Below are 13,261 nucleotides of genomic sequence, written 5' to 3' on the forward strand. Positions count from 1 at the left end.
TCTTCTTGACGTATCGCTTTGGGAGATATACGGATTGTCTCTAGGGAAAATGAAATTCTGGTGCCTGTTCGAACCGGATTCACAGGTATATATTCCAGAAATCCGGTCTTCACACTGGTCCGTAGTAAATCTTCTCCTCATCTGGTAAATTATCCGTCTTAAGCAATTGCACCTCAAACTCTCTGATTGCAAGCGCAGCGTCATTTGAGAGGACTGCGTAATATATAGTTATGGAAAAGCCTTTTAAACTTGTTACCAAGTTCACACCCTCCGGAGATCAGCCTGAAGCGATAGAGTTGCTGACCAATGGAATTCAGAATGGAGCAAAGCATCAGGTACTGCTTGGTGTAACCGGCTCAGGTAAGACCTTCACCATGGCAAGTGTGGTTGAAAAGGTTCAGCGACCCACTCTGGTCATTGCTCCCAATAAGACCCTGGCGGCACAGCTTTTTACCGAGTTCAAGGAGCTGTTTCCGGAGAATGCGGTGGAGTATTTTGTCTCCTATTACGACTACTACCAGCCAGAGGCCTATATCCCCCAGTCGGATACCTATATTGAAAAGGATTCCTCAATCAATGATGCCATTGATAAACTGCGCCACTCCGCCACCCGATCACTTCTGACCCGGCGGGATGTACTGATTGTGGCCTCTGTCTCATGTATCTATGGTCTTGGTTCCCCTGAAGAATATAAAAATATGCACCTGTTTCTGCAGCGCGATAAAGAACATCCCATGGAGGATGTGCAGCGCAGGCTGGTGTATATGCTCTTTGAGCGAAACGACATCTCTTTTCATCGGGGTACTTTCAGGGTTCGCGGCGATGTTATCGACATCTTCCCCGTGCATGAGGAAGATCGGGCCATTCGTCTGGAATTTTTTGGCGACACCCTGGAGGAGATTTATGTCATCGATCCTCTTCGCGGCGTGGTTATCGAGAAGCTCGATGAATATACGGTTTTTCCAGGAAGCCATTATGTTACTTCTAAAGACAGGTTGCAAATCGCCAACCGGACAATCAAGGAAGAGCTGAATTGGCGGCTGGAACAGTTCCATAGTGAAAACAGGCTGGTGGAAGCGCAACGGCTGGAACAGCGGACCATGTTTGACCTGGAGATGATCCATGAGTTGGGCTATTGCAACGGTATCGAGAACTACAGTCGTCATCTAACCGGGAAACCGGAAGGCGCTCCACCGCCGACCCTGCTCGATTATTTTCCCGAAGATTTCCTGATATTCATAGATGAGAGTCACATCGGAATCGGCCAGTTGAATGGTATGTACAATGGTGACCGGTCCCGTAAGACAACCCTGGTCAATTTCGGTTTTCGCCTGCCCTCAGCCCTGGACAACAGACCTCTTCGCTTCGATGAGTTCAAAGGACGAATCCACCAGGCGATCTATGTTTCGGCCACCCCAGGTGACTGGGAAGTCGATAAATCCGAGGGGCGCATTGTCGAGCAGGTGATCAGACCCACCGGTTTGCTTGATCCTGTGATCGAGGTGCGTCCGGCGACCAGCCAGGTGGATGACCTGCTGGAGGAGATCCGTGTCCGTTCAGAGCGTGATGAGGCGGTGCTGGTCACTACCCTGACCAAGCGTATGGCGGAAGATCTCACCGACTATTATCACAAGTTGGGTATCCGGGTTCGTTATCTGCACTCTGACATCAAGACCCTGGAGAGGATAGAACTGATCCGTGATCTGCGAAATGATGAGTTTAACGTTCTGGTTGGTATCAACCTGCTGCGCGAGGGACTCGACATTCCGGAAGTATCGCTGGTGGCTATACTCGATGCGGATAAGGAAGGCTTCCTGCGATCGGAACGGTCACTTATCCAGACCTGCGGCCGCGCTGCGCGAAACGTAAACGGCAGGGTAATAATGTATGCAGATGAAATTACCGGTTCCATGGAGTATACCATTGCTGAGACGGAGCGTCGCCGAGCCCTGCAGCATGAGCATAATATAGAACATGGTGTGGTACCCCAGACCATTTTTTCAAAGGTCAAGGATACCATGCAACAGCATCTGCATAATTCCGGATACAAGATGGACGAGCGCCAGCAGGCCCTGCTGGAGGCTGCCGAAGAGTTGCCGAATTTCAGCTCGGTGGGTGAGCTTGAGAGAGAAATCAAAAAGCTTGAAAAAGAGATGCAACAAGCCGCCAAGGAGCTGGCCTTTGAAGAGGCTGCGGCACTGCGCGACAAAATAAAAACTCTGCGCAAACTGGAAATTGAGTTGGGATGAAAAAGTATTTGAAAAAACTGGCGATATATGTGCTACCTGTGCTTATCGGCGTGGCAGTGCGGCTTGTCTATGCCACCTGTAAAATACGGGTTCATGGAGCTGAAAATCGCAACAATACGATAGGCAGCGGCAAAGCGGTTATCGGCTCTTTCTGGCACTACTCCCTGCTGGGGATGTTTTATCATTGCCGTAAGGATAATGCCGTAATTATGGTGAGTTCCAGTGCCGATGGTGAATATATCTCCAGGATGCTGGAACATTTCGGTTTTAAAACCGTGCGTGGCTCCCGCAATAAGAAGGGTGTGCAGGCTTTAAAAGATCTGGTCAAAGCGGCGAGGAACGGCGAGAATACCGCGCTGGTCACGGATGGCTCACAAGGCCCGGAGCGGGTGGCTCAGCCCGGAGCGATCCTGATCGCTTCGATGAGTGGAACCCCTATTGTACCCATGGCCTGGGCAGCTTCCCGTTATGGTACCATTCGCTCCTGGGATCGGACCGCCTTTCCCAAACCATTTTCGACAGTAGATCTTGTTTACGGTGAGCCGTTTGGGGTACCGCCGGGGGTGAAAGGAGACGCGGTGGAGACCTACCGGCTGGAGCTGGAGCAGAGGCTCAATGCACTTTACCACGAGATGTGGGCTCTACACGGTAAGAAGGTTCACTGAAGGCCGGAGCAGAGCAGAAAGGCTTTGGGGCCAACCCGGCGCTATCGAGATAAAAAATATTGCTCGCGTACCTGACTTGTGGCAGAAAACCAGTTCTCCATCAGGCTTTGCTGAGCATATCATAGAATTTTACGGTTTAAACTTTAACAGGCTTCAAAAAAGAAAAGAGTAAAACGGAAATTATGCAGACTAAAGGGATAGTGGTTGCAGGGCTTGCCGGAGGTTCGGGCAAAAGTGTGGTATCGGTCGGTCTCACAGCCGCCTTTGCCGCCCGGGGCCAACAGGTTGTGCCATTTAAAAAAGGGCCGGATTATATCGACGCTGGTTGGCTGCAGTTGGCCTCAGGTGATAAATGTTACAACCTCGATCCGTATCTGGTCGATGAGCAGAAGTTGAAACAATCGTTTTACACCCATGCAGCAGGAGCAGACATCGCCCTGCTCGAGGGCAACCGGGGGCTCTATGACGGAGTCAATGCCGAGGGCGGGTTTTCCACGGCAGAGCTTGCCATTTCACTTGATCTGCCCGTTATTCTGGTGGTGAACTGCACCAAAACCACCAGGACGGTAGCAGCAATGGTACTGGGCTGTATGGAACTGGACAAACGCATAAATATTCAGGGTGTGGTGTTGAACCATATTGCCACAGAGCGCCAGAAACGTCTGGTGACGGAGGCGGTTGAACGCTATACCGGAGTACCGGTTCTGGGGGTGATTCCCCGTATGAAGCGTGATATTTTTCCGATGCGTCATCTTGGCATGATACCCCATCAGGAATATACCGATTCGACGGATGCGCTCTCTTTTCTCATTGAAACGGTCTCAGAAAATATTGACCTGGCACGGGTTGAAGAGATCATGAAACCTTTGGACGCTGATCTCGCACAGAAATACCTGCCGGTTGAAGTTGCTGCCGGGCCGGTCGCCAAAGATGTGCGTATTGGTATTCTGCAGGATGCGGCATTTCAGTTCTATTATTCAGAAAATCTCGAGGCTCTGGAGCAGGGTGGCGCAGAGCTGGTACCTATTAATGCCCTGGAAGATGAAGCGCTGCCCGAGCTGGATGGCCTCTATATAGGTGGAGGTTTTCCTGAGACCAGTGCCCGCTTGCTAGCCGCCAACAAAAGTTTCCGCCAGTCAGTCAGGAAGGCGGCGAATGACGGGCTACCCATCTACGCTGAGTGCGGGGGATTAATTTATCTTGGCGAATCCATTGAGCTCGATGGTGAAGAATTTCCGCTCGCAGGAGTTTTTCCCGCCCGTTTCGGCATGTCGGTAAAACCCCAGGCGCATGGCTACTCGGCCTTTACCGTGGACCGTGAAAATCCTTTCTACCCTGTGGGAACCAAGGTTAAGGGGCATGAGTTTCGTTACTCAACCGTGATAGACTGGGGTTGGGATGAGGAGAGTATGACAGTGGCGATGGAGCGTGGCAAAGGTTTCATGGAGTCACGTGACGGGCTCTGCCATAAGAACGTACTCGCCCTGTACACCCACGTTCACGCGGATGGTACACCTGAATGGGCGCCTGGCTTGCTTGCGAAGTGTCGGGAGTATAAGGCTAACTGCGAAAAAGCGTAATTGCGTAACTGCGTAAAAGCGTAAAAGGCGTTGGGCGTTGGATGTTGGAGGTTGGACGTGACTGCAACAGCGACTGCGAAAAGCAACTGCAACTGCAACTGTAACTGCGGGTTGGGTGTAACCGCAACTGCAGGTAGGACGTTGGATGGGGGATGTTGGACGTGACTGCGATGTAACGGCAACTGCGGGTTGGAATGGGGGACGTAACTGCGACTGCGACTGCGGAACTGCAGGTTGGACGTTGATCGATATGGCGACGCCGGATAGCGTGCCATATCGACTCAATCAGGATCAGTATGCTGGGCTTGAACCTCTAACAATCTATATCGAAGTCTCTCTTTGCTCGCTTGTCTGCGAGCATGACTTTTTCATCGATAACGCTGATCTGGGCAAAAACGATTTTTCTGTAGACTTCTAATGGGTTGGGCTGGAACCTATAACCTTGATATAGATTTTTTCCTGCTCCTCTTCCGAAGGTGCCGGATCTACCCAGTGAATAAAGGATTCGGTTACCCGCATAAAGTCGCCATTATCCTTCTTGCACTTGGCACAGATGGTTTCGGCATCGTCACGGTACATGATGATTTTTGATGCAGGTTCTCCACTTTTATCAACCGCAGCCATCTTGCGGCAACCGCAGTCAAGGCGAATGACAACAACCCCGATACCATCCGGGCTGCCTTCAAGGATTCCTTCGATCATAGCCAGTTCACGCTTCTCTGCCATGATTTCATTCTTTTTCTGGTTTCGTTCTGAGATCTTTTTTGCCATGATGTGATAATTGTTGTTTCAATGGATTATCTTAAACCACCGGAAGTTAAGTTCCGGCAGATCGTTTTTTTCTCGTTGGTGAAGAACCAGCAACATAATTACAAAGCCGTCCTCGGGTCAACTATAATCTCGATTTTTGACAGTGCGGCAAAATTACTAAACAGCGATTGCGCCGAAGGTTTTACCGGGAGCCCGGAATTCTCATCAGCTCAGGCGGGCATGATACCAAAAACATCCCTGTCAGTTTCAGCAGTGCATAGTGCTATAGAAGTGATGGCTCAATGGTGGTGCGGAATTTGGGTACGTCACAGTCAGAGGGCATAGCATGTTGCTGGTGCCGAAGCGATTTTGCCGACCACGTGACTATTTTGTAACATGCAGGGAAAGAAATACAGAAAGAGTCGAAAGACAGGTGTTTTTTTATCTCCCTGGAATAAGGTGCTACTTTGTGGTCGTGGCGGGTTGGCTGCAGCTTATGGCCCTTTATAAGGATTCCCGGCCATTACAAGATGCGAAGCCGGGGTATATGGGAACGGCCGGGAGATTCAGCACTCTATTTCACGGACTTGGGCGGCATTAAAACGAATGGTCTTAGGTGGGTGTATTATCGGCAAAAGTCTGTCTGGAAAGATTTAAGTTCCTGTAAATGCGGAAAAAATATACATAGAGTACGGGCTGAGTTTTTCCTTGACAAAAGACTGGCCGTACATTAAACGGAGTAATACACGAAAACACATGTTCGTGAAGGTATTTCGATTACATACAGAGTGTAATATAAATACTTCTTTAAATTATCCAATTCATGGAGGTGAAATATGTTTGAAGTAGTTGTAGATAAAGATAAGTGTACTGGCGATGAGGAATGTGTATCAGCATGTCCTGCACAGGTATTTGAGATGGCTGACGGCAAAGCAGAAGTAGTTGAGCCGGATGAGTGTCTTGGTTGTGAGACCTGTGTTGAGGTTTGCCCTGAGGGTGCTATCACTGTTACTGAGATGTAATAGTCCTCATCGCACAGTGTAATGCAGCAAGCCCATCTCCGATTTGGAGATGGGCTTGTCTTGTTTGTACCCGTTACAACGATCTCCATCTGGCACGAAACTGCAAAAGTCATAAGGGGATCAGATTTTCCACTGTGCTGTTCGAGCAGAGTAGAGGTTAGAGAAGTTCCATGCCATCAAAGCTGTCCCGATTCAAGCCGGGCGTGCAGAGGAAGACACATCTGCTGCTTGCGGCGTCTCTCTGGACCGGTGTAGGTTCCCTGCTGATGTGGAGGGGGATGCGCTGGCTGGATGTCGCAGACCTTCTCATTCTGGTTATACCAGCAGTAGCGCTTGGTTTTCTCAAATCACGCTTTATCCTGGACAAAGCTTCCCGGCGAGTTCTGGAACGTATCTCTCAATTCAACGATGGGACCTGTCTTGGCGCTGTCTATTCCAAGGGAACCTGGTTGATGGTGATAGTCATGATGGTTGCCGGCGTGCTGTTACGGGAGTCTCATATTCCCAGAACGATATTGGGAATGTTGTATGTTACTGTCGGCTGGGGTCTTGCCTGGTCGAGCCGAAACAGCTGGCGGGCATGGTTTAAAGAATGATCTTCAAGTGTAAGACGCGATGAATCCCACTCCGAGTTCCTCCAATATTGTCACAATCGATACGGCAGCGCTCACTCATAATTATCGAATTGTTTCCTCCTCACTGCCCTCGGGGGTAGAACTTCTTGCCATGGTGAAAGGCGACGGCTACGGCCATGGCATGGTCGAGTCTGCCAGGGCGTTTGCCAAAGCCGGTTGCCACCTTTTTGGTGTGGCCGAAGCTTGCGAGGGAGTCTGTCTACGACAAGCCGGGGTTGAGGGCGAAATATTCGTAATGGTCGGTTTTCAGCCCGATGCTGTCGAATATTTTTTCACCTCAAATCTCACACCGGTCGTCTTTTCAGCCGATGCGGTTGAGCTGCTTTCAAAGACAGCAGTTCGCCTGGGGCGGGAAATAACTCTGCATCTGAAGATCGACACAGGAATGAGCAGGCTGGGTGTGATGCCCGGTGAGGTAGCCACTTTTGCCGAACTGATCGAAAATCTGCCCGGAATACGACTCGGTGGTCTCTTGAGCCATTTTCCGGAGGCGGATAACGTTGACTCGCCGAATACCATCAACGCTTTTCGTGTATATTCAGATGCATGCCGCAGCATAGAAACACAATTTTCTGGTATCCGGCATATTGCTAATTCCGGTGCAGTGCTTAATTTTCCCGAGACCTTGTGCGACATGGGGCGGGCAGGTATAGCTCTATATGGTTATTCGCCCAGTGGACAATGGCAACACGGCAAGGTGGGAGATACATATCTCAAGCCTGCCATGAGTTTTACCACCAGGATAGCCATGGTCAAGGAAGTCGCTGCGGGGGTGGGCATCAGCTATGGCCACAGCTATGTAACGACCCGGCCAACCCGGCTGGCGGTGCTGCCGGTGGGGTATGAAGATGGGTACTCGCGCCTGCTTTCCAATCGTGGAGAAATATTGGTTCACGGTAAGCGTGTGCCGATACTCGGCAGGGTTTGCATGAATCTGTGCATGGTTGATATTACAGACATAGAAGGTGTGCAGGCTGGCGACGAGGCTGTGCTCCTGGGTGAGCAGGGTGACGAGAAGATCACCGCAGATGATATTGCTGCCTGGGCGGAGACAATCAGTTATGAGGTTCTCTGTATGCTCGGCAACAATAACCAGAGAAAATTTATTTGAAGTTCGGGAGAGTCTCCTCCGAAATTTAATGTAACGTACCTTATTCGACAGGGCAGTAAGAAAAAAATACAGCAGATTCAATGGGAGTGAAGCGCCAGTGGGCCTTCCTGTCATGTTGCCCTTAATGATAGCAATAGACGAGTATAATTCATGATCAGAGCACGAGTAAAAGAGGTAGTTGACAGGTGTTTCCAGCAAGGTGTTGAAAATGGCAACTGGTCTGACGCCGGGGCTGGTAAATATGCGGTTGAACTGCCCAAGCGCAAGGGCCAGGGCGACTTTGCCACCAATATCGCGTTAGTTCTCGCAGGTGTTGAGAAACGCAACCCACGTGAGATAGCACAACAGGTAGCAGATATGCTGGCGGCAGAGACCGCGCTTATCGCCAAGGTCGATATCGCAGGTCCAGGGTTTGTCAATGTGTTCATTCAGCCGGACGTATGGCGCGGTATTATCCCCACCATCGTTGATAACGGAACACAGTTCGGCTTGAGCGCAGTAGGCGATAAGCGTAAGGTTATGGTCGAGTTCGTCAGCGCCAATCCTACCGGGCCGCTCAGCATTGGTCACGGTCGTCAGGCTGTACTCGGTGACTCTATTGCTCGTTTGCTCGAGGCCACCGGTCATGATGTCTATCGCGAATACTATTTCAATGATGCCGGTCGCCAGATGCGGGTTCTCGGTGAGTCCACCAGGGCCAGGTACCTGGAAAAACTCGGTTTGCCGAATGAGTTTCCTGAAGATGGTTATCAGGGCGAGTACATCATGGATATCAGCCAGGAGCTTATCGACGAGCAGGGCGATAGCTTGAAAGATGAGCCGGATGTGACTCCCTTCAAAGAGAAGGCCAAGGATGTTATCTTCAAGGATATCGCCGGCACCCTGGAGCGCATGGGCATTAACTTCGACAACTATTTCAACGAGCAGTCTCTCTATGATGACGGGCATATCGATGATGTAGTGGCAAAACTGCGAGAGAAGGGGCTGGTCTACGAGAAAGACGATGCTACCTGGTTCAAAACCACTGAGTTCGGTCAGGAACAGGATCGGGTAATCATCAAGAATACCGGCGAGCCAACCTACAGACTGCCGGATATCGCCTATCACCGCGAGAAATACAAGCGCGGTTTCGACTGGATGGTAGACATCTTCGGTTCAGACCATATCGCTACTATCCCCGATGTTCTGGCGGGTATGCAGGCGCTTGGTTATGATGAGTCCAAGGTGACTGTTGTTTTGCACCAGTTTGTGACCTTGACCCGTGAAGGCAAGCAGGTGAAAATGTCTACCCGCAAGGCGAACTTTGTCACGGTTGACGAACTGATCGATATGGTCGGTGTCGATGTTGTCCGCTTCTTCTTCATGATGCGCAAGGCGGACAGTCAGCTCGAGTTTGACCTCGATCTCGCCACCAAGGAGAGCCAGGAAAATCCGGTGTACTATGTCCAATACGGTCACGCCAGGATGTGTTCCATACTCGAGCAGGCTGCCGGTAAAGGTGTAGAAAAAGTAGGCTTTGATCAAATCGACCCTTCTCTTTTGAAAGAAGAAGAGGAGATGCAGCTCCTGAAGACCATGTCGCAGCTGCCGGCGGTCATTGAAGGTGCAGCTCTTGACCTGGCCCCGCATAAAGTGATTTTCTACCTGCTCGACCTTGCTGCACAGTTCCATAGCTACTACAACAAACACAAGGTTATTACAGAAGATGTTCAGTTGAGTCAGGCTCGATTGTGTCTGATTGAGGCCTTGCGCCAGGTGTTCAGTAACGCACTTGCCATTGTCGGGCTGACCGCTCCTGAACGTATGTAAACGGGGTACGATATGGCACCAAGGCGAAAGCCGGCGGGAAAAAAGATAAAGTTCGAGTTGACCCCGAGTGGTATTGCCGGGGTCGGCATAGTCTGCTTCTGCATCTTTTTATGGATGTTTCTCTTCGGGGTCTGGACAGGACAGTCATTGCTGTTGCCTGCACCGAAACTGGGTGTCAATGAACGTCATATTGCCCGGGGAGAGGTCGAAAAGAATGACCCGGCCCGACATATTCAGGCTGAAGAACTGAAAAAAATCAGAACAAGGCAATAAAACAGGATCATTTTTCAAGTTATCGGACGGGAAAGAAGTGAATGTTTCTTTCCCGTTAGCGTGCAGCTTTTCTTTGATCTTTCAACCATTATATGTAATTGTACAGGGTTCGTGGGCTGCTTTGCTAAGCGCTCGCAGAAAGGCAGACCGGGTCGCGCTGCCAACGCTGTTTCCCGAAAATTTCTGGTAAGCAGCTTCAGGGAGTCTGTCGGAGGGCCGCCATTTTTTCTTAGATCAGGGCCTTGAAGGGAAGTGGTTCACAGTAATATATCGAATATTGCGGGAATTGGTTTCTTTCAGGGGCGAAGATAAGAAGAAAAAAAGGTATTTCTCCGATAGGCTCTTAGTCCGGATTTCTCAACAGTTGGAGTGGGTCCCAAGGGCATTCCTTCCTGGGCAACACCGGTGAGCATTGAAAAATTACCTCAATGAACATGAGAAATCAGGGTTTGTGCGCACCGCCAGTTGTCCTGCTGTTATATGCACTCCATAGTTACATAATTTATTACATCACAGAGTGACCACACATTATGATTGGAACATTATTAACCAAGGTATTCGGCAGTAAAAACGACAGGGTACTGAAGCAGATTAAGCCGATTGTGAATAGGGTGAACGAGCTGGAGAGCACGATTCGGCCACTGGACGATGCGGAGATTGCGGCAAAAACTGTTGAGTTCAGAGAACGCTTCGAAAAAGGTGAGTCCCTCGATTCCCTGTTGCCGGAGGCATTTGCAGTCGTTCGCGAGGCTGGTCGCAGGGTGCTTGGTGAGCGGCATTACGATGTGCAGCTGGTTGGTGGTGTTATTCTGCATAATGGCAAGATTGCCGAGATGAAAACCGGTGAGGGTAAAACCCTTACCTCCACTCTGCCGGTATATCTGAACGCTCTGAGCAGTAAGGGTGTTCACGTGGTAACAGTCAACGATTATCTCGCTGCCCGTGATGCCGAATGGATGGGCCAGGTTTACAACTTCCTTGGTATGAGCGTAGGACGGATCGTGCATGGTATGGATGACCAGGCTCGAAAAGAGGCCTATGCCGCCGATATTACCTATGCCACCAATAACGAGCTGGGCTTTGATTATCTGCGTGACAATATGAAGTTTGAGCTGGAAGATTTCGTTCAGCGCGGCTTTAATTACGCCATCGTGGATGAGGTTGACTCCATCCTGATCGATGAGGCGAGAACACCTCTCATCATCTCCGGACCTGCAGATATATCCACTGAGTTGTATGGCAATGTCAATCGTATCATCCCGCGCTTCAAGCCGGATGAGCATTATGTTATCGATGAAAAGGCACGTCAGGTAAGTCTTACCGAAGAAGGTATTGGCCTCGGTGAGGAGATGCTGGAGGTAGACAACCTCTACGACCCGAATAATATTGAGCAGCTTCACCATTTGAACCAGGCTCTGAAAGCCCACACCCTGTTCAAGAAGGATGTGGATTACATCGTCAATAACGGACAGGTCGTTATCGTCGACGAGTTCACCGGCCGCACCATGGAAGGCCGCCGCTACTCAGACGGTCTGCACCAGGCGCTTGAGGCCAAAGAGGGTGTGAAGATCGAGCGTGAGAACCAGACCCTGGCTTCGATTACTTTCCAGAATTATTTCAGGATGTATGACAAGCTGGCGGGTATGACCGGTACAGCAGATACCGAGGCTCCTGAGTTCAAGAAGATCTATGATCTCGATGTTGTGGTTATGCCTACCAACATGCCAATGGTTCGTGATGACTACGCTGATGTAATTTTCAAAAACGAAGCGGCTAAATACCGTGCTGTTGTTCGCGAGATTGCAGAGATGCATAAGCAAGGCCGTCCTGTTCTGGTCGGAACCATCTCGATCGATATCTCTGAAAAGATCGCCAATATGCTCAAGAAAGAGAAAATCGATCACGAGGTGCTGAACGCCAAGCATCATGAACGTGAGGCTGAGATCATCGCCCAGGCCGGCCAGAAGGGCAGAGTGACCATTGCCACTAATATGGCTGGTCGTGGTACGGATATCAAGCTCGGTGAAGGTGTTGTCGAGGCAGGTGGTCTGCATATTCTGGGTACTTCCCGTCATGAATCCCGTCGTATCGATAACCAGCTGCGTGGTCGAGCAGGACGTCAGGGTGACCCAGGTTCTTCCCGCTTCTTCCTTTCTCTCGAGGATGATCTGCTCCGTATTTTCGGTTCAGACAGAATTACCGGAATTATGGAAAAGCTCGGTATGGAGGAGGATGAACCGATCGAGCATAGCATGATCAGCAAAGCGATTGAAAACGCCCAGCGCAAGGTAGAGGGACACAACTTCGATATCCGTAAACACCTGCTCGAATATGACGATGTCATGAACAAGCAGCGTGAAGTTATTTATCAACAGCGCCGGGAAGTGCTTGAGGGCGGTGATGTGGCCGGTGTCATCCAGGAGATGATCAGCGATGTCACAGAAAGCGTTATTGAGGATTTTTACCAGGATCGCATCGACTCGATAGATTGGGATTGGGATGGATACCATGATCGTCTGACCGAGCTTTTCAATATCACCGAGAAGTGGCCGGAAGAAGAGCGGGCTGATCTCAAAGAAGCTGATTTCCGCGAAAGAACCATAGAGATGGTCAATAAAGCGTATGCTGCCCAGGAAGAGATCAACACTCCTGAGAATATGCGTCAGATCGAGAAGATCTTGTTACTGCAGATCGTTGACACTGCCTGGAAAGATCACCTGCTCTCCATGGATCACCTTAAGGAAGGAATCGGCCTGCGGGGGTATGGGCAGAAGAATCCGCTCAATGAATATAAGCGCGAAGGTTTCGAACTTTTCAATAAGCTCATGGAAGCCATCCGTGTTCAGTGTGTTTCTTCCCTGATGCGCGTTCGTATCATGCAGCAGGATGATGTCGAAAGGCTCGAGGAAGAGCGTCGCCGTAAAAAAGAGCAGGAGATGGAGATGAGCAGGGTCACCTCCTCCGCTGCCAACGAAGACGAATCGGCTGATGCCACCATCAAGCGTGAAGGTGACAAGGTTGGCCGTAACGCTCCCTGCCCATGCGGTTCGGGCAAGAAGTACAAGAAGTGTTGTGGTCAGGCAAACTGATCGTATACTTCGGGCGAGCAATTAAAAAGAAAAAGCCGGTCTCCGCTTTGGGAGACCGGCTTTTTCTTTTTTGGGTGT

The 13,261-nt window shown here is 50.2% G+C and carries 11 protein-coding genes; 10 read left to right on the forward strand and 1 reads right to left on the reverse strand.

The annotated features are described in order from the left end of the window. Nucleotides 1-230: 230 nt before the first annotated feature. The 4 genes from uvrB to ACN5NT_RS19090 all read left to right on the forward strand — a co-directional run bounded on the left by uvrB (nt 231) and on the right by ACN5NT_RS19090 (nt 4,912). Entirely contained in the window at nt 231-2,249 is a 2,019-nt protein-coding gene (uvrB, locus tag ACN5NT_RS19075) for an excinuclease ABC subunit UvrB (RefSeq protein ID WP_136797671.1), read from the forward strand. Beyond that, nucleotides 2,246-2,914 carry a lysophospholipid acyltransferase family protein gene (locus ACN5NT_RS19080; RefSeq protein ID WP_419176510.1) on the forward strand — a complete coding sequence of 223 codons (669 nt, stop codon included), beginning with the start codon at nt 2,246-2,248 and terminating at the stop codon, nt 2,912-2,914. Before uvrB ends, ACN5NT_RS19080 begins: the two co-directional genes overlap by 4 nt. Before the next feature lie 182 nt (nt 2,915-3,096). Continuing rightward, on the forward strand, nt 3,097-4,494 hold the full coding sequence (locus ACN5NT_RS19085; RefSeq protein WP_419176511.1) for a cobyrinate a,c-diamide synthase: 1,398 nt from the start codon (nt 3,097-3,099) through the stop codon (nt 4,492-4,494). 145 nt (nt 4,495-4,639) lie between these two features. Then, nucleotides 4,640-4,912, forward strand: a complete 273-nt coding sequence (locus ACN5NT_RS19090; RefSeq protein ID WP_419176512.1) for a hypothetical protein — start codon at nt 4,640-4,642, stop codon at nt 4,910-4,912. Here the strand turns inward: ACN5NT_RS19090 and ACN5NT_RS19095 are convergent. After that, on the reverse strand, nt 4,909-5,265 hold the full coding sequence (locus ACN5NT_RS19095) for a hypothetical protein (RefSeq protein WP_136797677.1): 357 nt from the start codon (nt 5,263-5,265) through the stop codon (nt 4,909-4,911). The genes ACN5NT_RS19090 and ACN5NT_RS19095 overlap by 4 nt on opposite strands. A gap of 815 nt (nt 5,266-6,080) precedes the next feature. On the opposite strand from ACN5NT_RS19095, the gene ACN5NT_RS19100 reads away from it, so the two are divergent. The 6 genes from ACN5NT_RS19100 to secA all read left to right on the forward strand — a co-directional run bounded on the left by ACN5NT_RS19100 (nt 6,081) and on the right by secA (nt 13,183). After that, complete coding sequence (locus tag ACN5NT_RS19100; protein WP_136797680.1) at nt 6,081-6,266, forward strand: ATP-binding protein; 186 nt, start codon at nt 6,081-6,083, stop codon at nt 6,264-6,266. 170 nt (nt 6,267-6,436) lie between these two features. Then, on the forward strand, nt 6,437-6,862 hold the full coding sequence (locus ACN5NT_RS19105; protein WP_419176513.1) for a hypothetical protein: 426 nt from the start codon (nt 6,437-6,439) through the stop codon (nt 6,860-6,862). A 19-nt stretch (nt 6,863-6,881) separates the two neighbouring features. Next, nucleotides 6,882-8,012, forward strand: a complete 1,131-nt coding sequence (alr, locus tag ACN5NT_RS19110) for an alanine racemase (RefSeq protein ID WP_419176514.1) — start codon at nt 6,882-6,884, stop codon at nt 8,010-8,012. A 150-nt stretch (nt 8,013-8,162) separates the two neighbouring features. Beyond that, nucleotides 8,163-9,821, forward strand: coding sequence for an arginine--tRNA ligase (gene argS / locus ACN5NT_RS19115; protein WP_419176515.1), 1,659 nt, complete (start codon nt 8,163-8,165; stop codon nt 9,819-9,821). A 12-nt stretch (nt 9,822-9,833) separates the two neighbouring features. Continuing rightward, entirely contained in the window at nt 9,834-10,094 is a 261-nt protein-coding gene (locus ACN5NT_RS19120; protein WP_136797688.1) for a hypothetical protein, read from the forward strand. Between the two features lie 530 nt (nt 10,095-10,624). Further along, nucleotides 10,625-13,183 (forward strand): preprotein translocase subunit SecA, encoded by a 2,559-nt coding sequence (gene secA, locus ACN5NT_RS19125; RefSeq protein ID WP_136797690.1) that lies wholly within the window; start codon nt 10,625-10,627, stop codon nt 13,181-13,183. The last annotated feature ends 78 nt before the right edge of the window (nt 13,184-13,261 follow it).

The organism is Desulfosediminicola sp., from assembly GCF_048381775.1.
In the GTDB taxonomy this organism is placed as follows: domain Bacteria; phylum Desulfobacterota; class Desulfobulbia; order Desulfobulbales; family Desulfocapsaceae; genus Desulfopila; species Desulfopila ganghwensis.

Coding starts and splice junctions, on each gene's coding strand:
- ACN5NT_RS19120 (WP_136797688.1), top strand. CDS start 9,834: ATGGCACCAAGGCGAAAGCCGGCGGGAAAAAAGATAAAGTTCGAGTTG.
- alr (WP_419176514.1), top strand. CDS start 6,882: ATGAATCCCACTCCGAGTTCCTCCAATATTGTCACAATCGATACGGCA.
- ACN5NT_RS19085 (WP_419176511.1), top strand. CDS start 3,097: ATGCAGACTAAAGGGATAGTGGTTGCAGGGCTTGCCGGAGGTTCGGGC.
- secA (WP_136797690.1), top strand. CDS start 10,625: ATGATTGGAACATTATTAACCAAGGTATTCGGCAGTAAAAACGACAGG.
- ACN5NT_RS19105 (WP_419176513.1), top strand. CDS start 6,437: ATGCCATCAAAGCTGTCCCGATTCAAGCCGGGCGTGCAGAGGAAGACA.
- uvrB (WP_136797671.1), top strand. CDS start 231: ATGGAAAAGCCTTTTAAACTTGTTACCAAGTTCACACCCTCCGGAGAT.
- ACN5NT_RS19090 (WP_419176512.1), top strand. CDS start 4,640: ATGGGGGATGTTGGACGTGACTGCGATGTAACGGCAACTGCGGGTTGG.
- ACN5NT_RS19080 (WP_419176510.1), top strand. CDS start 2,246: ATGAAAAAGTATTTGAAAAAACTGGCGATATATGTGCTACCTGTGCTT.
- ACN5NT_RS19100 (WP_136797680.1), top strand. CDS start 6,081: ATGTTTGAAGTAGTTGTAGATAAAGATAAGTGTACTGGCGATGAGGAA.
- ACN5NT_RS19095 (WP_136797677.1), bottom strand. CDS start 5,265: ATGGCAAAAAAGATCTCAGAACGAAACCAGAAAAAGAATGAAATCATG.
- argS (WP_419176515.1), top strand. CDS start 8,163: ATGATCAGAGCACGAGTAAAAGAGGTAGTTGACAGGTGTTTCCAGCAA.